General features: G+C 33.0%; 17 protein-coding genes and 1 tRNA gene. 5 read left to right on the top strand and 13 right to left on the bottom strand.

Annotation, left to right across the window (positions count from 1 at the left end; translation table 11 throughout):
- Positions 1 to 2: 2 nt before the first annotated feature.
- On the top strand, positions 3 to 89 hold the full coding sequence (locus AAEO59_RS16365; RefSeq protein ID WP_407934929.1) for an IS3 family transposase: 87 nt from the start codon (positions 3 to 5) through the stop codon (positions 87 to 89).
- 114 nt (positions 90 to 203) lie between these two features.
- Here the strand turns inward: AAEO59_RS16365 and AAEO59_RS09130 are convergent, their stop codons facing one another.
- The 13 genes from AAEO59_RS09130 to AAEO59_RS09070 form a co-directional block, all read right to left on the bottom strand.
- Positions 204 to 1,601 (bottom strand): alpha/beta hydrolase family protein, encoded by a 1,398-nt coding sequence (locus AAEO59_RS09130; RefSeq protein WP_341700430.1) that lies wholly within the window; start codon positions 1,599 to 1,601, stop codon positions 204 to 206.
- A 20-nt stretch (positions 1,602 to 1,621) separates the two neighbouring features.
- Positions 1,622 to 3,619 (bottom strand): TlpA family protein disulfide reductase, encoded by a 1,998-nt coding sequence (locus tag AAEO59_RS09125; protein ID WP_341700429.1) that lies wholly within the window; start codon positions 3,617 to 3,619, stop codon positions 1,622 to 1,624.
- Between the two features lie 66 nt (positions 3,620 to 3,685).
- Positions 3,686 to 5,095, bottom strand: coding sequence for a RagB/SusD family nutrient uptake outer membrane protein (locus AAEO59_RS09120; protein WP_341700428.1), 1,410 nt, complete (start codon positions 5,093 to 5,095; stop codon positions 3,686 to 3,688).
- Between the two features lie 9 nt (positions 5,096 to 5,104).
- Positions 5,105 to 8,698 (bottom strand): SusC/RagA family TonB-linked outer membrane protein, encoded by a 3,594-nt coding sequence (locus AAEO59_RS09115; protein WP_341700427.1) that lies wholly within the window; start codon positions 8,696 to 8,698, stop codon positions 5,105 to 5,107.
- Between the two features lie 126 nt (positions 8,699 to 8,824).
- Positions 8,825 to 9,952: a FecR family protein gene (locus tag AAEO59_RS09110; RefSeq protein ID WP_341700426.1), complete on the bottom strand. Its 1,128-nt coding sequence runs from the start codon at positions 9,950 to 9,952 to the stop codon at positions 8,825 to 8,827.
- Positions 9,953 to 10,086: 134 nt separating this feature from the next.
- Entirely contained in the window at positions 10,087 to 10,650 is a 564-nt protein-coding gene (locus AAEO59_RS09105; RefSeq protein WP_341700425.1) for an RNA polymerase sigma factor, read from the bottom strand.
- 225 nt (positions 10,651 to 10,875) lie between these two features.
- On the bottom strand, positions 10,876 to 12,288 hold the full coding sequence (locus AAEO59_RS09100) for a tetratricopeptide repeat protein (RefSeq protein ID WP_341700424.1): 1,413 nt from the start codon (positions 12,286 to 12,288) through the stop codon (positions 10,876 to 10,878).
- Between the two features lie 134 nt (positions 12,289 to 12,422).
- Positions 12,423 to 12,509, bottom strand: a tRNA-Ser gene (locus AAEO59_RS09095).
- 54 nt (positions 12,510 to 12,563) lie between these two features.
- Positions 12,564 to 13,595, bottom strand: coding sequence for an asparaginase (locus AAEO59_RS09090; protein WP_341700423.1), 1,032 nt, complete (start codon positions 13,593 to 13,595; stop codon positions 12,564 to 12,566).
- The gene (locus AAEO59_RS09085) at positions 13,579 to 14,721 is read right to left on the bottom strand and encodes a 1-acyl-sn-glycerol-3-phosphate acyltransferase (RefSeq protein WP_341700422.1); all 1,143 of its coding nucleotides are present in this window, start codon (positions 14,719 to 14,721) and stop codon (positions 13,579 to 13,581) included. The genes AAEO59_RS09090 and AAEO59_RS09085 overlap by 17 nt, the downstream gene beginning before the upstream one ends.
- A gap of 60 nt (positions 14,722 to 14,781) precedes the next feature.
- Positions 14,782 to 15,561 carry a TatD family hydrolase gene (locus AAEO59_RS09080; protein ID WP_341700421.1) on the bottom strand — a complete coding sequence of 260 codons (780 nt, stop codon included), beginning with the start codon at positions 15,559 to 15,561 and terminating at the stop codon, positions 14,782 to 14,784.
- A gap of 154 nt (positions 15,562 to 15,715) precedes the next feature.
- Positions 15,716 to 16,438 (bottom strand): tetratricopeptide repeat protein, encoded by a 723-nt coding sequence (locus AAEO59_RS09075; RefSeq protein WP_341700420.1) that lies wholly within the window; start codon positions 16,436 to 16,438, stop codon positions 15,716 to 15,718.
- A gap of 5 nt (positions 16,439 to 16,443) precedes the next feature.
- Entirely contained in the window at positions 16,444 to 17,025 is a 582-nt protein-coding gene (locus AAEO59_RS09070; protein ID WP_341700419.1) for an RNA polymerase sigma factor, read from the bottom strand.
- Between the two features lie 363 nt (positions 17,026 to 17,388).
- Here AAEO59_RS09070 and AAEO59_RS09065 point away from each other — a divergent pair, with 363 nt between their 5' ends.
- From AAEO59_RS09065 to AAEO59_RS09050, 4 genes are all read left to right on the top strand, one after another.
- Entirely contained in the window at positions 17,389 to 18,363 is a 975-nt protein-coding gene (locus AAEO59_RS09065; RefSeq protein ID WP_341700418.1) for a hypothetical protein, read from the top strand.
- Between the two features lie 185 nt (positions 18,364 to 18,548).
- The gene (locus AAEO59_RS09060; RefSeq protein WP_341700417.1) at positions 18,549 to 20,504 is read left to right on the top strand and encodes a PKD domain-containing protein; all 1,956 of its coding nucleotides are present in this window, start codon (positions 18,549 to 18,551) and stop codon (positions 20,502 to 20,504) included.
- A 92-nt stretch (positions 20,505 to 20,596) separates the two neighbouring features.
- The gene (locus tag AAEO59_RS09055) at positions 20,597 to 23,269 is read left to right on the top strand and encodes a CHAT domain-containing protein (protein WP_341700416.1); all 2,673 of its coding nucleotides are present in this window, start codon (positions 20,597 to 20,599) and stop codon (positions 23,267 to 23,269) included.
- Positions 23,229 to 23,666, top strand: a complete 438-nt coding sequence (locus AAEO59_RS09050) for a retropepsin-like aspartic protease (protein ID WP_341700415.1) — start codon at positions 23,229 to 23,231, stop codon at positions 23,664 to 23,666. Before AAEO59_RS09055 ends, AAEO59_RS09050 begins: the two co-directional genes overlap by 41 nt.
- The last annotated feature ends 8 nt before the right edge of the window (positions 23,667 to 23,674 follow it).

Here is a 23,674-nt window from a genome sequence, read left to right as displayed (position 1 = left end):
ATATAGATTACTATAATAATGAGAGAATAAAACTTAATCTAAAAGGAATGAGCCCGATACAATATCGAGCTCATTATTATCAAATTTAATTATAAATTCGTCTAAACTTTTGGGTGCAGTCTAGTTGGTCAGCCTCTATTTATTTTAACTATATTTTATTTAAAATTCCGTTTTCAACTAAATAAAAACTCAAGCTGTTATAACTATCTTTTTCGATAATGAAGCTGAATCCATTTTGAAAGATCACACAATACTTCTATAGAGAAAACCTCATCAAGCTCCTTACTTTCCTTTTGTGTACATTCCTTGCAATGTTGATACATATGATTTAAATTAGGATAAATTTTAGTCGTAAGATCTTTGGTTTTCAGGAATTTCTTAAATGAATTGCTATTTTCAACTGCAGGAACCTGAATATCTTTATCACCGTTTGCAACAAAAACGGGTATCGTAATTTTAGGCAAATAATCTTCAGGCTTATAATGAATATTAAATCGATACCATTTCCTGTCAGCATCTTTACCATAACGATACAAGAAAGTTTGATCCCTTCCGTCAAATAATTGAACTTCTTTTAAAGTCAAAGTATCCTGTTTTTGCATCCATTCTTTCAACTTTACTTCCAACTCCGGCTTAGCTGACTCCTCATCTTTAGTATTGTAAACAACTTTAAACATTTCATTGTACATTTCCATTTGTTTAGCAACTACTTTATCTGAAAAATTATAACTTTTAAGAATAGCTGTATTTTGCAAATTGAGTATTTCTAATCCACTTACTCCTACCCCTGAAAGACTTATCATGAATTTAACATCCTTGTTTCTGGAACTTACAATTGAGACAATCATTCCACCTTCGCTATGACCAATTAGACCAACATAAGAAGCATCAATATTTTTTTGACTTTTCAAATATGCAATTTGTTCCTCAACATCATCGGCAAAATCTCCTGTTGTAGCAGTTTCAAAATCTCCTGTTGTTTGACCTCTTCCCCTATCGTCTACACGTAAAGAAGCTATTCCATTTCGAGCCAGATAATCAGCCAAAACAGTAAAAAACTCTCGTCCGTTATAGGTGTAATTTCGATCATGCTGTCCTGTACCAGAAATCAAAATAGCCAGAGGATATTTTTTTTTATTTTGTGGCAGCGTTAATGTTGCTCCATAGCTAAGCTGTGTATTCTTACCGAAAAAAGTAAAGTCCTTAACTTCATAAGAATACGGTTTTTTAGGATGTTGCGAAAAATACAACGGCTGGATTTCTTTTTCTTTCTTTAAAACAATTGAAGCATTTGGAATAGTATAGTAGTTAAACACACCTTCGATCCCGTTTTTTTCTTTATTGAATTTTCCTTTAAAAGTATATCCATACATTTTGTTATCAAAGGAAACACTATCAGCCTTAACTTTTGTCAATACTTTAACGTCATTCATTCCGTATTCAGGAATACTCAATTTAAGTGAATCCAATTGATCTGTAATTAAATCACCTGATAAAATGATTCTGTTAGAGTGATATTGTCCTTGCCAGATGGTTTGCGAAAAACCAAGCTGACAAGACAAAAACACAGTAATTACAATTAAAAATTTGTAGTTATTCATTGATTTAATTTCAATCTTAATTATTTATTCTCTGATTTTAAATACTCAATGATGATTGAAAGTTCATCAGCTAATTCACTTGGGCTTCCAAAATATCCGTTTGACATCCAACGTAATTTACCATTTTGATCAATTACCATTTTTTGTGGGATTCCCGAAAAATGGAAAGCATTGGCATAATTTTCATACACTGCATCATATTTTCCAGTTTTTGGATTTTTGCTATCATAAAGAATAGTAAAATCGAAACCTTTCTCTTTGATAAAAGCCTGAGTTTGCGCTTTAAAATCCTTGATATACTCCTGAGTATCTACAAAATAGAATTGTACATTTTTATCTTCTTTGTACTTATTTACAGCCATATTCATTCCCGGCATAGCATTTTTACATGGTCCGCACCACATAGCCCAAAAATCAAGAACTACAATTTTACCTTTTTGATCTGATAATTTTACATGACCTCCGCGGTTACTTTCCATATCAAAATCTCCAATAGGAAGATTGATCAGTTCTGCGATTAATTTGTTTTTATGTTCTTCATTTGTATTTGCCTTTAAGGATTCAAAATAAGATTCAAAATCAGCTTCTTTTTTTCCTCCATCTACAAACATTTTCTTTAATATCGCTATCGATGTTGGAGTAATGTTGTTTATTTTAGCTGCATTTTCTAAATAAGCTTTTACTTCGGCATTTTTTCCTTCTCTCAACAACATTCTTGAATACACTTCATTGAAAGAAGCATCATTATATTGCATTATTGGCTTAATCTTCTCTAAATATTTTTTGGACAAGTCATAATTTTCAAAAATCTCTAAAAGATTAGCATAGGTAAAATATTCTCTGAATGCCATTTGTAAGGTCTTTTGCTGCCATTCTTTCGGTGATAATTTCCCAACAAATTCTTTAGGTACAAATGTTTCTCTGTTCTCCATTTCAGGAATTATAACATCTGCATATCGTTTCAATGTTTCTAAAGATGTTTTTTCGATTCCATCCTGATCTCTATGAAAAGGAATTGACACTAAATGCCAGGCATAATCTACCAAAAGATTAAAAGAAACTTTTTTTACACTATTAATAGCGTAGTTGAAATCTTTGTTTTTTACAATATAAGTATAAGCAATCCCTTTGAACATTTTATCATAATACAAACTTTCTGTATCCGTTACAACATCCTGAAATTTACTTTGAGGAAAGTTTTTCTCAAATGCATTGTACAGAGCTACTTTCTTTTCAAAATCAGTTTCAAAAAATATTTTTTTGATTTCAATATCGCGAGCCCAAACTCCGTAAGGGTATTTTTTAAGTAAAACATTTTGCACCGAATCTGCAAATACCTTATGCTCCGGTTGCGCCATTAAACCGATGGTTTTTTGAATGTTGTATTGGGTTACATTATCTAACTTCTTTTCTCCTAAAACGAAACGAACTTCTCTTTTTATGAGTTGAGGCTGCGCTTCGCCTGTTTTTAGCTGTTTTAATTTAGCACCTTCAAAAAACAAATGAGTACGGCTTTCCGGATGGTATTTTAACTCATTATTAATCCAGAATAAAGACACTTCTCTACCAATGTAAGCACTATCATGAACAATATTAGGCACTTCGTCTTGTAAATCCGGAGTTCTTAAAAATCCCCAACCCATATATGCCCCAGGATCTTTTTCCAGAATCCAGGAATAGGTCATTTTACCGCCATTATCTTTAATCGTATCCGATTTAAAAACACAACTTATTAATGAAGCATGATCTGACAATTTTACTTTTGTCTGCCATTTTTTATCTCCGGCTGATTTTAGACTGATATCGTCAGCATGCCATTTAAAATTATCGTAAGTGTAAATAACACCATCAACATTTTTTGCATTTACTAAAGGCCCATCTACAGCATCATAAGTAATTGTAATTTCTTCACCTCCTTTTGGGTGTTCCGGTGAAACAAGAAATTTTTGAACACTCTCCTGTGCATACGAAGCCGCACTGACACTTAAAAAAAGTGCCGCTAATTTAACTATTCTCATTTGTTTAATTTTTGTTTTCAAAGAGCACGCTCAGTAAATAACTGAACGTGCTTTTATAATATTCTTTTAATTATTTTGCTCTAAGTTTGGAGCATAATCAAAGAGGATTTTTGCAAAAGGAAATTGATAACGATTTCCGTTAGGCTCTAAAATGTGGGTCTCAGTAAGATACTTATGAGTTATTGTTTTTGCAAAACGAGGATCTTTATTTAGTCTTTTAAGATCAAACCATCTGAACCCTCCTCTGCACATTAATTCTCTACGACGTTCAGCTAATACTATTACAAGAGCATCCTCAGCATTAGTAGCTGTTAAATCATAATATTCAGCAGCTTTAAAACGTTTTTTACGCAAAGTATTTATAGTTGCCATTGCCGTAGTTGCATTACCATTTCTAGCTTCACATTCTGCCTTTATCACATACATTTCAGGAACTGTTGGCCCTGCATTACGAGCATCACCAGACAAATATTCTTTACAATAGGCTCTCCCTTGCGAGAAACTTCCCCATGTCATGTTAGAAATAGGTCTTGTGTACAATTGATATCTTAAATCTTTGGTATCAAAAGAATTCAACAATTCATCGCTTAAAGACAAAATCGTTGGAGAATACATATAACTATTTGATGATTTAGACAACATAATTTCAGGATCCTGAAAGGTTGTTGGCCAAGAATAATCACCATAACTTGCATAAGTTTCTAAATTAAGCAGCGTATTTTGTAAAGCCAATGCCGCTTCGGCATTCGTTAATGCTTTTGCATATTCCCCCATATACAAATAAGTTCTTGCCAAAAGACCATAAGCAGAAGCTTTTGAAGAAAAGCCTACATTTCTTCCGGTATTTACTGATTTTAAACCTGAATCAATCGCTTCCGTTAAATCACTAACAATTAAATCGTATACTTTTTGGACAGATGCACGAACAATATCAGCATCTACTGTTGGTTCCGTAAATAATGGAACTCCTGGATCTGTACTTGAAGTTGCAGGGTCAAAAGCTTTACCAAAAGTATTTACTAAAGTCAGATAATAAAAGGCTCGATGTACTTGTGCTTCACCTTTTAAGGCTAATCGTTCAGCATCAGTTCCATTAGTACTGTTCATTACTTCAGAAATGACTACATTACAAATGTTTAGTGCTGCATACATTGTATTTAAATTACTATCTGACTCACCTATAGGATAAACTTCATCCGCCCATTTATACGTATTTACAAAAGGCTTGTAATAAGCCGAACTTGCATAATAAGCATCAAAATAAGTTGCATGATCATCTCGCATCACTATATCGTCAGAAGACACATCAACCAATGAATAGGTAAAATTAAACGAAGAAGCATTATTCAAAAGGTATCTGTAATTAGCAGTTTCTTTAGGTATTAACTTCCCCTCTGTTTTAATATCCACATAATTATCACAACTCGTAAAAACAGTTGCAAGTACTCCAATATATATTAAGATTTTTTTCATCATTTTAAGCTATTAAAAATTAAAATTGAAACCTACTGTATACAATGCCGATGGAGGTAATTTCATCGAAGTTCCTGTATACGGAAGAAAATCAGGATCAAGACCATCTTTGTTCTTTCTCCAAATAAGACCTAAATTTCGGGCAGAACAGGTTAATGAAGCACCTTCGATAAAAGTATTAGCAAACAAATCAGAGAAATCATATTTCAATGAAATTTCTTTGAAACGGATATGGTCACCATCAATTACACGATTATCGCTAAACAAAAAACGAGCAAAACTATAACCTCCCATTCCTCTTACTCCAGGAACAGTAGTAGTTGCTTCATCACCTGGATTTCTCCATCTTTGATCAATCTCGGCATTTAAGTCGTATCCATTAAATGTATTATAACGACTCACGTATTGATTGAATGAAGGCTTAAATAAAACATAATCTAATTTGTAAGTAGCTAATAAGTACAGAGATAACTTTTTGTATGATAAATTAGCACTTAAACTACCGTAATATTTTGGAGTTGATGTTCCCATATATTTCATATCGGCAATATCTTTTAAAGCAGTTGTTGCCTGAACAATATTACCATCCTTATCATATACTTGTGTTACACCAGAAGCATTTAATCCAGCATTTCTAAAAGCAAAAATGCTATTCAATCCATATCCAACAATTGGAGGTGTACTACCAGTACCGTTTAAGTACAATGAGTAATTCGTATATCTTGAATCGGTTACTTCATTAGTGTTATATGTTGTAACCAATGACATATCTAATCCAAAGTCTTTTGATTTTACTAAAACACCACTTAAATTCAAATCAATTCCATGACTATCTAGAGTTGCCGTATTTCGAACCAATGTATTATTTGGCAAACCATAAAAAGGAGAAACAGGGAAATCCTGCAGTAAATCTGTACTCTTCTTTTTGTAATATTCGACAGTACCGTTCAAACGAGAATCTAATACACTAAAGTCTATACCAAAGTTTAAAATACCTGTTTTCTCCCATCTTAATGTAGGGTTTGCAGCAGCTGAAATAAAAGCATAAGGTTGTTGAGAAAAATAATCCACGTTAGCCAATGAAATATTGGTAAAAGGAAAAGTAGTTAAACTAATATTTCCATTATACCCGTAACTAGCCCGAAGACTCAAGTTATTAAACACATTTTGGTTAGACATAAAACTTTCGTTAGTAATATTCCATTTGAAACCGGTTGACCATAAAGGTGTTCTTCTATAACTTTTATCTACTCCAAAGTTGTTATAATCGTCTAAACGAATACTACCTGAAATCGTATATCTGTTATCATAACTGTAAGATCCATTACCGTAATAAGATAAGAAACGACGTCTTTGATTTTTCAATAAATTATTATAAATCGCAGTATTAGTAGCACCATAAACTGAGGTATAAATCATTGACGGTATATCAATTGATGTTTGCGCATCTTCATTATAACCATATAAAGTACCTGATTGTTGCCCCTCCTTGGTTTGTCTAAACTCAATACCACCAAGCAATTCCACAGCATGTTTATTTGCAAAAAGAGAATTATATGCCAATTGACCTCTGGCAGTATAACTATCCTTAATAAATCTATTACTTTGATTAATTGCCCCAAGAGGAATTGCTCTTGTTAAAACTCCAGTTGCAGTATTGTAAAAAGTCGCATTATTAATAAAATCCCTTGTATAAAAAGTGTTTTGATTGTATAAATTTCTATTATCTGCATTTGAGTTCTCAATATAATAAGTACCTATAGCATCTAAACCTTTAAACAAAGGAGCTGTTACCGAAATATTAGCGGAGTAATTATTTTCCTTAGTATTACGGTTACTATTATTTAACTCATCAATATAATTATACTTCCAAGGTAAATAACCGTACCCCTCTAATCTATCGGTATCTGCACTATAAAATCGACGGTAATAAGAAACTGAATTTCCACTGTTATCTACGATACTATTATAAGGCAAATAAGTTGTCAAAGAAGCCCCTAATGGACTCAACCCTAAACCATTTTGATCAAAATTAAAGAAAGACCCTTTTAAACTTGTACTTACTTTTAAATAATTCAAAAGTTTAAAATCCTGATTCACCGTGAAAGTCATTCTTTTTCCTCCAGTACCAACAGCTTGTGTTTTTTCGTTAGAAAATGACGCAGCCGTATAATACGTATAGCCATTAGTATCCCCACCACTAAAAGAGAAATTATAATTACTTGTTTCTGAGGAACGCATCAAATATTTAGTAATTTGATCATAATTATTTTGACTTCTTAACTGATCTAAAAATGCATTTTTTTGAGCTGTAGTAATAGTACCTCTCTTTTCCTGAAACATATATTCAACACCCTGACTTATAGGAGTAGAATTATATAAACTTGTAGCTTTTGAAGGATCAGCAATCATATTTTTATCGACTAACTCCTGCTCTAAATTTAAAATCTGAGAAGAATTCATCAAAGGAAGTTTATTTAAAGAAGTCTTATTAGCAATCCCATAATTTTGAGAAGCACTAAATCTGGTTTTTCCTTGTTTCCCTTTTTTTGTTTCAATAACCATTACACCATTGGCCGATCTTGCACCATAAATGGCAGCGGCAGCAGCGTCTTTAAGAAAAGTAATCTTTTCGATGTCTTTTGGGTTTAGGGTTCTGATATCCAATTCAGTAGGAGTTCCATCCAGAACTATTAATGGCATCGCATTACTACTGTAAGTTGATTTCCCTCTAATTCTGAAATTATAACTCGTTTTTCCGGCTCCATCTCCATATAAATTTCCGTAAACAAAAGTATTATCGGAATCTAAGATATCTAGTTCTAAACCTGCTACTTGTCCTTCTAATTGGTGCATTACATTGGACACCGGAATTTTGTCTAACTGTTCTGAAGTAACCGTAGCTACAGAACCTGTCGAGCGTAATTTAGAAATTTTTTGGTAACCGTTATTAACAACAAGTTCGTCTAATTCCGTTAATTTCTCTTTTGCTATTACTGTTATTTTAGAACGTCCATCAACAACAATTCTTGTAGTTTCGATAGCTACACCTGAAACTTCAACAACCGCATTACTAGAGACATTATTCAAAGCAAAACCACCATCAGCATCTGTAATAGCACCATTTTTTGTCCCTATTACCCATACATAAACTCCTATATGAGGTATGTTTTTTTCATTTAGAACACGTCCCTCAATATTTATTATATCTGTCGAACTTTTATCTGAATTATTTGCTGTAATTACAATAGTCTTATCCTGAATAGAATACGAATAGGACTGACCTTGCAAAACCAGATTCAAAGCTTCAGAAATTGGTTTCTTCTTAATGTTTACATTTACAGGTTTTGCATTTTCTAATATTTTCATATTATAAAAGAAAACGTAACCGGTTTGTTTAGTAATTGAAGAAAAAACATTTTGTAGCGTTAGATTATTCCCCGTAATCGTAACTGTTTTTGAACTTTGTGCCATAACATTACTGGCAAAAAAAAGAAATAGCAGTAAAAATAGTGCAGTAAATTTATTCCTCACGATTGCTCTGAATTTACTTTGTAAAATAAATTCCTTAGCACGACTTAATTTTTGATTAATTGTAAAATTCATTACTTTTGAATTTGCTGGTTATTAATTAGGCTTCAGTACGCTTTAAGAACTATGCTTCTAATTACCAAAGCGTTCCCGCGCTTTGGTTTTTTTTTTATCACATAGGTTCTTGTTTCACATTTATCATTACTGTGTCACAATCACCTCCTTTCCTTGTATTTTAAAGTGTACATCTTCACTTTCTAACATTTTCAAGACTTGATTTAATGGTAAATCTTTTTGGATTGCACCTTCAAATCTTTCATTTGACATTTTATTTTTATAAATCACTTCAACATCATACCATCTTTCTATTTCACGCATAATTTCATCGTATCGAGCATTTTCAAAATAAAATAATCTATTTTTCCATGCTATTGCCGATTCAACATTTACTTGCTTAGAATACATATGATGTTTACCTAATGAAACCACAATTTGTTCACCTGGTTTTACAATTGCTTTATTGTTTCCCTCCGAAATTTTAATTCTACCTTCTAATAAAGTAGTTTTTAAGAAGGGTTCATTAGCATAAGCTCTAATATTAAAATGTGTTCCAAGAACCTCCACTTCCTGCCCGTTTGAAAAAACTTTAAAAGGCATTTTGAGATTATGAGCTACTTCAAAATAGGCTTCACCTGTCAAAACAACAGTTCTGTTATTTCCCTCAAAATAAGTTGGATATTTTAATGACGAACCAGCATTTAACCAAACATTAGTTCCATCTGGCAATGTAACTTGAAATGTTTGACCGTTAGGGATATTTAGGGTATTAAAAGAAGGTTTTCCATTATGAACTTGCTTACTATCATTATAAATAATTTGTCCATCTTTATCTTTAGTAATAGTAACATTTTCCTGATTTGCTACTACCCCATTATTTTGATTATTCAAAACTACTTTAGATCCATCTGCAAGAGTCAATATGACCTCATTACTTTTTGAAGTTGATTCAACTATCGTATTTTGATTAACATTTTGATTCAAAGAATCATTGGTACTAAAAAAATATCCAAGACCAAATAGTATTACTACCGAAGCAGCAACGGCATAATAATATTTAATTCTTCTTTGTGGTTTTATGTTAGATTTAATAGCATACCAAGCAGTATCCAAATCGATATTATCAGGATTAAGATTGGCATAATAATTATTTTTCACTTTTTCGAAATAGACCTTATTGTCATCCGACTGATGATACCATTGAGAAAAAACAACTTCTTCTTCCTGAGTTAGGGTGTTGTTTATTTTTTTTACAATCAGTTTAAATTCCATTTGCGAATTCTTTATAATTAACAATTACTTTACTGTAATTTTTAACTATGACAACTGAAATCGATAAATAGGCTACAAAGTTTTAAGAAAAAATTAAAAAAAAATTAAATTTTTAATAAACAAAGATATTATTCTTACATTTTTGTCGAAATCAATGCAATTATGACAACTAAAGATTGACTAATTTTTAACTTAGCTCTTTGCAATTGGGTTTTGACGGTATTGACAGAAATATCTAATTCTTCAGCAATTTCGTTATAGGAGTAGTTTTCTATAAACTTTAATTTAAAAACCTGCTGCATACTTTCAGGTAAAGTATCAATTATTTTAATAAGCTGTTGGTACAAAATATTTTTTTCTTCTTCAGAGATTAAATCCAACTCCTCATCTAAAACAAGCATCGAATTCAAATCGACAATATTTAAATCATTTGTGATTTTAAGAGATTTTAAATAATTCAAACAGCGATTCCTTACCATTGCATACAAATATGCTTTCAATGAGGTTTTAATATCCAAAACTTTGGCATTTTCCCAAAGAACAATAAATACTTCCTGAACTACATCTTCACTAGCTAATTGATCGTAAAGAAAATTATGCGCATAAACTACTAACTCTTTATAATAACGTTCAAAAACATTTTTATAAACAGCTTCATTTTTATTTTTAAGTTGCTCTAAAACAATATTAACATCCAAAATAGAAACTTAAGGTAGTGAATTGCAGAAAAACAAAACTATGTAAATTTTAATTATCAAAAAATACTATAAATACTACAGCTTAAATTTCTTTGAATTAAATAAAGAATCCATTAAATCAAAAGTGAACTACAAAAAGTAATTTAGGGTAAAATATTAGTGCTATCTTTACTATTCCTAAATTGAAAACACTTCTCCTATTTAATGCCACAATTTACTTAATTACTAAAAAGTCTTGCTTGCTATTTCTTTCATCACAAGGGTAAGTTTATTCTCTTTTGCACATAATTCAAAATAGGTTTTGGCTTGCGCCAAATTTCCGTTGCGAATTAACATTCGGTAATACACTTCATTAAACGAAGTATTTTTACAGCCATATTCTTCTTTGATTTTCTCCAATAGCCGTTGTGATTCTTTATAATTATTGAGTTTTTCTAAAATTCTGGCATATGCAAAATAGGCTTCGGCGGCATCCTGAAGCACTAATTGTCGCCATTGACTCAAGGATAATTTTTCCCGATATTCTTTTGGAACACGATTTTCGCGGACTTCTAATTCCGGTATGATAGAAAGAGCATACATCCTTAAAGTTTGAAAAAAAGCCATATCCTTCGTCGCCTTATTTTTCTCGAAAGGTATTATTATAAGTTGCCTGCTAAAATCAATCAAATTAGCAAAAGACACTTCCTTTAAACTATTCATGATTATCGAATAGTCATTATATTTTGTAAACGAATGATAAGCTACCGCTTTATATATTTTATCATTATACAAATTCTCAACCTCAGTGTATATATCTTCAAAATCTTTCTTAGGAAATTGTTGTACAAAAGCCAGGTACTGTTTAGACTTTAAATCAAGATTAGGTTGTAAAAAGATTTTTTTCAAGGCCAGATCTCTTGCCAAAACTCCGTTTGGATATTTCTTAATCAAGGTTTTTTGGACAGAATCAATGAAAATTTTATCCTTAGTCCCTTCCAACAATTTCAATGTTTTTTGAACATCATATTGTTGATGATGATTTAATGTATTTGTCAGTACAAATCGTAATTCATTTTTTATCCGATTAGTAGCTGCTGATGACTGAACTTTTTTATTTAAAGTCAACTCTTGGTAAAAAGCTGATAAATAACTGACTGGATGATGCTCAATTTCTGATTGTATCCACTGCAAAGCCACTGAATCTTTGACAAAAGCAGTGCTATCAACTTTTACAGGAATTTCATTTTGAAAAACAGCAGAATGTCCCATCCCCCAAGCTAAAAATGCCCCGGCTGATTTTTCAATCCTCTGCGAATAGCTTTGTTTACCTCCTCTATCGATTTGTGAATTTGAATTAAAAACACAATTGATTAATGCTGCGTGTTCCGGTAGTTGCACTCTGGTTTCCCAAGTACCTATTCCTGTTTTCGTGAGCGATATGTCTTTGATTACCCATTTAAAATCATCATAGACATACATAATTCCTGAAATTTGAGTAGCCTCTTTTAAGTTAGTCAACTCCGGATTATATGAAATAGTTATTTGTTCTCCCGGCTCCGGGATTTGTGGAATAATTTCGAAAGCTTTTGTTTGAGCATTAGTTACTAAAGAAAAAGTAAAACCGAGAAGAAGAACTAAAAATTGTATATTTTTCATAATACAAAGATTATATTTTATCTCTTGTAATGAACATTCTTTAGCTAAAATTCTAATTTTTTTCCTAAAAAAATACACCAACAAAAAAACCTTAAAAACAAAAAATGTTCTTAAGGTTTAGCATGTAATATCAGCAGAGAGGATGGGATTCGAACCCACGATGCAGTTACCCACATACAAACTTTCCAGGCTTGCTCCTTCAACCACTCGGACACCTCTCTATTTGGGATTGCAAATAACAAGAAAAAAAATGACTTAGAAAAACAAAAAAAGATTTATTCTGTCATTTCTCCTCTTAGTGATTTTTCAAAAACAGTTTTGAATTCGTTTACTGCTATATTTTGACTTAATAGAAACATCAATTTAGTAATAGCAGCTTCGGTAGTGATATCTTTTCCTGATATAACACCAATTTTCTTCATATCTGAACTGGTTTCATACTGCCCCATATTGACACTTCCTGCCGAACATTGGGTCACATTAACAACATGAATTCCACTTTTTACAGCAGCTTCCAGCGCATTTAAAAACCAACTTTCGGTGGTGGCATTTCCGGAACCATAGGTTTCTAAAACTAATCCTTTTAATCCTGGAACAGCTAATATAGCGCTAAAAATAGCTGCACTCATCCCAGGAAACATTTTCACAATAACTACATTGGTATCAAAAGAATGATGCACTCTAAATTCCCCCTTAGCATTATCAGCTAAAAAAACTTCTTTTTTAAAGTTTAAATAAACTCCTGATTCGGCCAATGCAGGATAATTTGGCGAAGCAAAAGCATTAAAATTCTCCGAATTAATCTTGGTCGTACGATTTCCACGATATAATTTGTACTCAAAATAAAGTCCTACTTCCTGAATCACTGCCTGATTATTTTCTCGCATAGAAGCAACCTGAATCGCCGTAATTAAATTCTCTTTGGCATCAGTACGTAAATCTCCAATAGGTAATTGAGATCCGGTAAGGATAACTGGCTTGGTTAAATTTTCTAACATGAAACTCAACGCACTAGCCGTGTACGACATAGTATCCGAACCATGAAGCACTACAAATCCATCAAATTCATTATAATTGGTCTCAATAACCGAGGCTATGGTACTCCAATAAGCAGGATTCATATCCGAAGAATCAATAGGATGCTCAAAAGAATAGGTTTCAATCTCACAATCCAATTGTTTTAACTCAGGTACTCTTTGTAATAATTTACTAAAATTAAACGCTTTTAATGCTCCGGTTTTTGAATCCTTTTGCATTCCAATGGTTCCACCGGTGTAAATTAAAAGAATTCTAGTCCTTGAGTTCATGCGTATATTTCAGTTTATTAACCACTGGATTAGCATACATCGCTAATATTCCTTGAAAAGCTATAGGATTAGAAGCATCTATTCGTTTTTCCAATCTTCTCACAAAAATGGCTTTTTCATCCTCTGTATATTGATTTGAATATTTATCAGTTTTATGCAAAATATCGTAGGCAATATAATTAGTAGGCCACAATTTATAACTACTCAATATAGAATCGTCTATAGCCTGTGCCAATGCCTGAATTTGTTTATTTCCATTGTCATTTTCTGCTACAATGGTATCAATTTCAGTATCTAAAACTTTTCCAATATGGATAAAAATTCTTTTCTTTTGCCCTAAAGCACCACTCAAAATGGTCATAAAATCTTCATTTTCCTGCTTCACATAGACTTCATTATTTGCTTCTGCTAATAATTGTGGCATTTTCAAAGCATCCGTCGGATCATATTCATAGGAAATGGAAACAGGAACAATCTTTAATTTTTTGAAATAATCCATCAAATTAGCCTCATCCGAAGCCATTCCTATCATTTTTAAAACGCCTGGATTAGTAGCATCATTTCCGTCTTTAGTTCTTCCTTCACGTTGTGCAATCCAAACTGAACGATTTTCATGCTGTAACAACTGACTTATATATTCTGATAAAATTTTTGAACTCTGCAACATTTCTCTTGGTCCTAAACCTCTTTGCACCAAAAAATTTCTGTTTAATTTAGCCAAAACATGCAAGAATGGCTGCTTAACCAAATTATCTCCAATTGCTGAAGCCGTCATCACCAAATCATGCTCAAACAAGGTAGCATTCAACAAAGTGGTATCTAATAATATATCTCTGTGATTAGAAATAAACAAATAAGAGGTATTAGGTTCCAAATGCTCAAAACCTGAAGTTGATAAACCTTCAGAGCTTTTTTCCAACACTTTTTGTACTGATTGATAGATAAAATTACACTGAAAATCACGAATCGAATAGGTTTTCAATAATTGTTCTTTCCAAACTTCATCATCAACATCTGGGAACGAAAAATTCATCAACGACTTCAACATAGGATGATGAAGCACTTTTCTTATCGCTTTATTTATTTCGGTATCATAATATGGCCGAATCTCGTCAAACTTTTGCATTATAGTATTATTAGAAAAACAAATGAACAAAAAAAATATTTAATTTAAGAGAATTCTATTTTAAATCCCAAAAATAGCTTTTGAATTTTCAGTAGTAATTCTGGCAATTTCATCCGTAGAAACACTGTAAAGAACTGACAACTTATCGATTACATTCACCAGATAACTACTTTCATTTCTTTTTCCTCTAAAAGGAACCGGAGCCAAATAAGGCGCATCGGTTTCTAAAACAATATGTTTAATATCAATTTGATTCAAAAACTGATCAATTCTCCCGTTTTTAAAAGTAACTACTCCCCCAATTCCTAATTTCATATTATACGACAAAGCCTGAAGCGCTTGTTCATAAGTCCCCGAAAAACAATGAAAAATCCCGAATAAATCTGCTGATTTTTCCTCTTCTAAAACTTCAAAAACTTCATCAAAAGCTTCACGACAATGAATCACAATAGGCAATTGATATTTTTTAGCTAACTGGATTTGTCTCTTAAAAGCTTGTTGTTGCTCTTTTAAATGCGTTTTGTCCCAATACAAATCAATTCCGATTTCACCAATAGCATAGAATTTTCGCTTCGCCAATTCAGCCTCCACATGCGCTAATTCCTCCTCATAATTATCCTTTATATGAGTAGGATGTACACCGGTCATTAAAAAAATATTGTCAGGATATTTTTGTTCCAAATCATACATCGCTGCCGTATAAGCCGAATCGATAGCAGGAATGAAAAAACGGCTCACGCCTGCGGCTAAAGCACGCTGCATCATTTCATCTCTGTCTTCATTAAAATCTTCGCTGTATAAATGCGTGTGAGTATCTGTAATTATGGGTTTTGTTTCCAATTCTAAAATTTTAATGCTGCAAAATTGCAAAGTTTTTTAAAATTTAAACACAAAAGACACAAAAGTTTTATTTTAATCCCATTAAAAACAAAAGACACAAAGTATAAAATCTTTGTGCCTTTTGTTTCCCTTTGCTTCTTAGGTGTTTAAAAACTTAATCCAATTCATCCAACAACTCCTCAACCTGATTATAATTCTCAAAATCTGAAGGAATGGCTTTAAGGATCGCTTTACAAGAATCGTAGTCTTTTTGTTTTAATTTGGCTAAAGCCAAAGCATAAATCGCTTTGTTTTTATAAATAGAATTACCTGATTTGATTTCGTTAAACGCAGCTTCTGCCTTTTGAATCTGATTATCCTCTAATAAAGAAACACCATAAAAATATTGAATTTCTGCCGATTTATTTTCTTTTAAAACAGCTTCAAAAAGCGGAATAGCTTTTTTATAATCTTTAGCATTAAAGGCGTTTTCAGCTTCTTTTAATTGCTCAATTCCAATTCCTCTTTCGGTTAAATAAGCATTTTCATATTGATTGTAATCTTCAAACTTTGGTTCTGATGGATTAAATAAAAATAATCCAAACAATAATACCACCGAAGCCGCTGCCAGATAAATCCATGGTTTTAATCGGATTACTTTAGGCTTCTCAGCTTTAAAATGTTCGTTCGAAATGGTTTTCAAATTTGCTTCAAAAGCATTTCTTTCGGTTTCAAAACCAAATTTCGATTCTAATTGCACCTGAACTTCTTTAAAAGTCTCCAAGGCCAAAGCCAATTCAGGATTAGCCAAAAGCTCTTTCTCAAAATTCAATCTTTCCTCCGTTGACATGTCACCTTGAAGATATTGATCAAACAATATATATTTCTCTTCGTTCATGGCTACTATTTTTTTAATGATTTAAAACTACTGTGCTCCTGAATCCACTGCGTCAACTGACCGGTACACAACGATTTTTTCTTTCGAACATAACCATAGGTTACATTGAGTTTTTCGGCTACCTCTTCCATAGATTTCAAAGTAAAACTCCACTTTAAAACTTCCTGGCATTTTTCGCCTAATCGTTGAAACATCGCATCAAAGAGCTGTTGCTTTTCTTCAAAAACCTCTGTTTGCGATACCATTTCGGCAGTTGGTTCATTAACAGATATAAAATCATCGGGAATTGTTACCCCTTTATTAGAAGATTTTTTGAGTTCGTTCAACCATTTTCTTTTGCATAATAAAAAAAAGTACGCATCAAACGGACAAGTCAATGCTAATTTGCCTGCTTTAGCCTGATTAAACAACAAAATCATGATTTCCTGCACAACATCCTGTGCCTGATCTTCATCGCCAGAATTGTTCCTTATATAAGAAACCACCTTGGGAACAAACTTCTTATAGATTGACCTAATAATTACCGAATCATTATTAGCCAATCCTTCAATTAAATACTGATCAGGATGTACAGCGTTATTTGTCATGTAAAACTTTTTTTCGAAAATAATAAAAAATGGGGTAACATTTTTAAAACCGGATTGATATACCACTGTAAACGTTCTTTAACATTTGAAAAAACAAAGCTGTTTGAAAAAAATTGAAATATTTTTTGACCAAAGGGGTAACAATTCAAAACACATCTTGATATACTCCTATAAAACAAGAACAAAAAATATTTTTAAAAACAGGGTAACAAATTTTATTGCTAACGGATATAACAATAGAAACCCGAAACAAGAAACAAGAAAAAAAAAAATTAAAATACTGGGGTAACAATTTAAAAGCTGAATTGATATAACAGTAAAAACAGAAAAATCATTTTAAACCATAATTAAAATCAAGAAATCATGAGAACAAATTTTAAAACCATCGGACTTTTATTTTTAGCGGCAATTTCATTCGTAAGTTGCGAAAATGAAAACACAGAGAACACACCTGCAACAGCAGCTGAATTTGCAAATGTTAGACAAGCGGCCTTAGACAAAATCACTCAGCAATTTACTTTCAATGCCGAAGACGGAGCCAAAACTTTTACTTCTAAAAACGGTGTAAAAATCACTATCAACGGAGACTGTTTGACTAAAGACGGAAGTCCTGTAACAGGAGAAGTAAAAATTGAATATGTGGAACTTTTTGACAAAGGAAACATGTTAGTAACTAATAAACCAACAATGGGAATCATGCCTGATGGGAACCGAAATTTATTAATCTCAGGAGGAGAATTCTTCATCAAAGCCACTCAAAACGGCAAAGAATTAGCAACCACTTGTAATATTACTTTGCTTGTTCCAGCATCTCTTACAGACGGCGTTGACAATGCTATGACCTTATGGAAAGGAATTATTGACGACGAAGGAAACTTAGCCTGGGAAGATGCCCGAAAAGCGGATGGCACAAACGGCGGAAAAGGAGGTGTTCAAGCCGAAGGAAATAATTATTATGTAAGTTTTGGAAACTTTGGCTGGACAAATGTGGATAAATTCTACAGCGACCCAAGACCTAAAACTACCATCCTTGCCGATGCTCCAGAAGGATATGACAATACAAATAGTGCCATCTATTTGTCTTATGACGGCGAAGGAACTAACGCTCTAGCCAAACTAGATACCTACACAGCCCAAGGATTATTCAGCGAACACTACGGTCAAATTCCTGTTGGTTTAGCTTGTCACGTGATCTTTGTAACCGAAGAAAACGGAAACTGGAGATACGCTATTAAAGGAGTAACTGTTCAGGCCAATGATGTGTACACTTTTACAATGGCTGAAACCACTGTAGGAACCGAAGCCCAATTAATTGCCGCAATCAATGCGATCCAATAAAGATTCCCAAATTTAAATTCTGAAAAAAGTGGTGATTTGCTCATCACTTTTTTCTATTTTTAAAAGTTTTTAAACCAACCAATTAAGAATTAGCAGCTTATTCCTGCTGTACGCTATATCTTTTATGTCTTAAAGAAAGCCATAAAAGGATGCCGCTTCCATCAGGGCTAAAACCAGATTTGATTATGAAACCACTATTTTCTTTTCTCTTTCTTCTTTGTTCTTTGCTCTTATTTTCCCAAAAAAAAGTCAAAGACACCGTCACCCGAAGAGCAACTATAAACTATAGTCAGAATGGCAACAGTGTTTCATACAAACCCGAAACACCACCATTAATCCCCATTGCCGGCGCACCAAAACCCAGTTTTTCTTATCTATGGGAATTTGGAGATGGCGCTTACAGTAAACAAGCTGAGCCTAAACATACCTACAAAAACAAAGGCACTTATACCACCCGACTCACCGTAACCAACAATTACGACAACGGAAAACCGCCTGCTACCCGACCAAAAAAAGTAGTTGTTAACGACATATCAGATAAAAATTTTGACGAAATAGCCTCAGTTGCTGACCAAAATGGTTTTGCTCTTCAAAAAAACTGTGATCCCATTCCGGACCAGGAAATGGAAGTTATCTTGAGTTATCAAAATCTGGAAAGCTATGTTACCAGCGGAAAACTCTATCTGTTTTACAACGAAAAACAATTCAAAGACAACAATTTTGAATTAGCTGATTTTAGAACTTATGCCGGTGAAAGAGCAATTAAAGAAAATACTTTCGCTGTTGTTAATGAAATAGATCAATCCAATTTTTATTTAGCATCTGCTAATAATTATTTACCCATAAAAAAATATGAAAATACCACCACCGAAGAAGATTTAGACGCCAGCCTAGCCGAAGCACACAAAACATTCAAAAACGTTTCCATCTTAGAATTTGACGATGCCAATCCGCAGGAAACCCGCAATGTTTTCTATACATTCAAAACCACTCCAGAAATGCTCAAAGATACTAGTGCCACCATTAGGATGCGCGGTATTTATGTTCCTAATCGTAGTTTTAAAAATCATAAGGTAAAAAATCTGGAAATGGAGATTGTGACTTCGCACGACCCCAACAAAATGGGTTCCAACGGCAGTTTTATGAATTATCGATTGGTACGTTTTAAAAGAGTCCATTTCAAAACCCGCTTTCAAAACAATGGCGAAGGACCGGCGAGAATGATTCGTTTGGAAACCGATATTCCGGATATGTTTGATAAAAAAACCTTCAAAATTGAAGGTATGTATCCTGAATGCTCTATTTGTCCAAAAGGCGAAATTCCTACCACCAGCTGTCTGGACACGATTATCAAACAAAAACAAATCATTTTTACTTTTAAAAACATTTATTTGCCCGGCAGCGAACAAAAAAATGTAAAAGAAAAAGACAGCACTAAAGGCTTCGTTAAATATTCATTGAAATTCAATGAAAACTTTCACAAAGTAAATACCCGAAGCAGAACCGCAATTATTTTCGACAAAAACGAACCCATTATTACCAATTACGCCACTACCCGATTCCTTCCCGGTATTTCTATTGGTGCTAAAGCCGGTTATAATTTTTATCCCAATCTGGAAAAATCGACTAGTTATTTTGCCGGATTCACCATTTCCCCTTATAAATCCTATCGTTTTTATTGGCAAGCCGAATTCATCAACAACAAAAATGATTACAACTCAAACACAACTATTACAAATGGTTTCACTTCTAACGCTAACGGATTACGCCAAGCGACACGTACTACAGAAATCACGAGTTATTCCAATTTTAATAACGAAATTCCGCTACTCATTCGCTATAACATCAATAATTATATAGGAATTGGAGCCGGAGTGCAAGCCAACATCAATGCTTCGCAAAAAGAAGAACAGTATACTAAAATCGAATATTTTGAATCTGAAAAACCTGATTCTCCTATTCTCAAAACCGAGGAAAACCGCTTTGCAAACAGCAAAACTTTTACCAATTTCAAATCGGGATTATTACTAGATGCAACTTTTGGTTTCGCCCGTATCGGCCCAAGTTTAGGCGTTCGTTATGTGATGAATTTCAGGGAGAATTTCAATTATTTACAAGTGTATGGGATATGGAAGTTTTAGTTTATTCAGAATATAATGCATCTTTTTTGTCATTCCGACGAAGGAGGAATCCCACTTGGAGAGATTCCTCCTTCGTCAGAATGACAAACTGGATGAAACCGATTTTCATTACATTATTACTTTTATTACTTTCACAAATTTGTTTCTCTCAAAGTCAATCATTGGAAGATAAAATCTACAATGCAGTTGATTCCTTTGTAGCACAACCATCAGCAGAAAATTTAAAATCCCTAAACATCACAGAAATCAATTTTTGGAAAAACCCAAAACCCAAAACAAAAGATGAATTACTGGCTATCGTTATTTTAAACTGCAACAAAGCCTATTACGAAAATCAGTTAAACCAACTCCAATCAGCCATTTCCTCTTACGAAAAGGCTTGGAAAACCTACCAAAAATACAAACTCAATAACTATGACATCGTAGAATTCTGCCTGAAACCATTGGGTAATTTATACACCATCATCGGTGATTATGACAATGCCGAAAACACCATCAAGCAGTATTATTACATTGCTACGCAACAAAAAAACCAAGCCCAACAATATGCTGCAGTATTGAATTTATCGAATGCGTATCAAAACTCCGGCAAGATAGATTTAGCAATCGACTTACTCGAAAAAACCATCAAAACAGAAAAATTATCCCAAACTCAAAAGGGAATTTTGTTGAATAATTTGGGCAACAGCTATGTTTTGAGTTATAAAAAACCTTTCCCTCCCACTTTTCCATTAAGAAATATTTTTTTCGAAAAACTTGAAAGTTGCTATAAAGATGCCATTCAATTATTACAAGCTGATAAAACGCAAACTGAAACGCTGGCAAATTCTTATCGAAATTTAGCTTCTCTAAATTCGCAATGGCAAAAATTTGAACTTGCTAATTCTTATTTCGAAAAGGCAAAAAACTATTTCTATACCACACCCAATCTTTCTAGCCGTAAAATAGCGCAATTCAAATTCGAGGAGGCTTCTTTGCTATTTCAACAACAAAATTTAAAGGGATCTGCCTCTGCTCTTACTGCTATATTCAAATTATTAATCCCAAATTATTCCAACAAGAAAAGCCTTTTACCTAATCAAAAATCACTCTATACCGAAACAACTTTATTAGATGCTCTAGACTTACAAGCAGCCATTTTAAGTAAACAAAACCAACCCAAAAAAGCATTAGAAGCCTACCAATTGGCTTTTCACATCGAAGAATTGTTAGCGAACATGATTATTTATGAAAACTCAAAAATCATCAATCAAAATCGTGTTCGTCTAAGAACTGAAAAATGCATTGCCATTTATGATTTATTGTATCAAAAAGAACAAAAACAAAGTTATATCGAAGCGGCTTTTCAATTGGCAGAGCACAGTAAATCGGGTGTTTTAAAAAGTCATTTATCCCAAAACAAAACCGCTTCCCGAAAAGAAAAACTCCACATTGAGCAATTGCAAAAATGGAGTAATGTTATCCTGAAAGAACAACAAAAAGGAGAATTGGCCAACATTGTCAAAATAAACGAAGCTATCGAAAAGCAAAATGGATTGATGCTTTCGCTAAAAAAAATTCGTTCTGAAAACACTGATTCTGAAAAAGAAACTATTGACATTAAAGCATTGTTTACCAAATTAGAAAAAGACAAAGCCATGATGATTGAGTATTTTTCAGGTTTCGAAAAAATGTATTTTTTTACCTTATCTGATAAAAAAATTTATTTACATTCATTTAGCAACAATGCACATTCCTCTGTAAAAATTTTTCAATTCATAGATTACTTCAGCAACTCAAATTCTATTATAGATAACATAAAAGACTTTAATCATTATGGGGAAATTGCTTATGATCTTTTACAACTTCCCAAAAATTCAAACTACAAAAACCTCATCATCATTCCGGACGGAATTTTAAATTTCCTGCCTTTTGAAGCGCTAATCACTCAGGAATCCAACACTACAAATTTTGCCCAAATGCATTTCATGTTGAATGATTTCAATATTGCTTATGAAAATTCGGCGCAGTTTTATTTGTCCTTCGACAAGCTCAGGATGACAAACAAAAACAAAAATGTTTTAGGGATTTTTCCGATTTTTGAAAAAACACCATTGGAGTTGTCTTATTCCAAAAACGAGATGCAGTCTATTCAGCAAAATTTCAAAGGAAAATATTTAGCAAATACGAATGCTACTTTTGAAAATTTCAAAAACAATGCAGCTAATTACAGTATTTTACATCTCTCCACCCATGCCGATGCAGGAGATATTGTTACTCCGGCGAGTATCAAATTTTACGATCAGGACATTCTGTATTCCGAATTGTATTATTTGAATCTCAAACCTGATTTGGTTGTTTTAAGTGCTTGTGAAACTGGAATTGGCAAACTTTATAAAGGCGAAGGAAGTATGAGTATTGCTCGTGGATTTCAATTTTCAGGCGCAAAAAATCTGTTATTTTCCTTATGGAAAGTTAACGATTATACGACTTCGGTTTTTATGGATTCTTTTTATCAACATATCAAAAATGGGGAGTCTTATATCGAAGCGAATGCGAATGCCAAAAGAGATTTCCTTAAAAATCCCGAGATTTCCAATGCCAAAAAATCACCTTATTACTGGAGTGCCTTTGTATATTATGGAACTATCGAACAAAAGGGAAACAATACGCTGTTTTATGTGTATTTTATTTTGGGAATTGTTACTGCAATTGCTTTAATTTGGCTTCTCATCCGCTACAGAAATGAAAAACTTGCACGAAATCCTAAAAAAGGAAAACTATAAAAAGGTAAAATTCAAGATTACTAAAACCCAACACCTATTAGTTAAAGCTAAAATCAATGGTGTTGAAGGGAGATTCATTTTGGATACCGGAGCATCTAACAGCTGTGTAGGTTTTGAACACGTTGAATTATTCCTTCTCAATGCAGAAGAATCAAACACCAAAGCTTCCGGAGCCGGAGCTACAGGCATGCACACGCAAACGGCATCGCAAAATAAACTCCAACTTGGTTCGTGGAAAAACAATGATTTCGACTTAATTATTTTTGATATGTCGCACGTAAACGAAGCTTTAACTGCTTATAAAACAAAAACGGTGGACGGCATTATTGGTGCTGATGTTTTATTGAAAGGCAAAGCAATAATAGACTATTATAATAATTGCTTATATTTACAGTAACCAACTGA

Origin of the sequence: Flavobacterium flavipallidum (genome assembly GCF_038289905.1) — a bacterium.
GTDB lineage: Bacteria > Bacteroidota > Bacteroidia > Flavobacteriales > Flavobacteriaceae > Flavobacterium > Flavobacterium flavipallidum.
The sequence above is the reverse complement of the archived record's forward strand: the minus strand, read 5'-3'. Positions and strand labels throughout refer to the sequence as shown.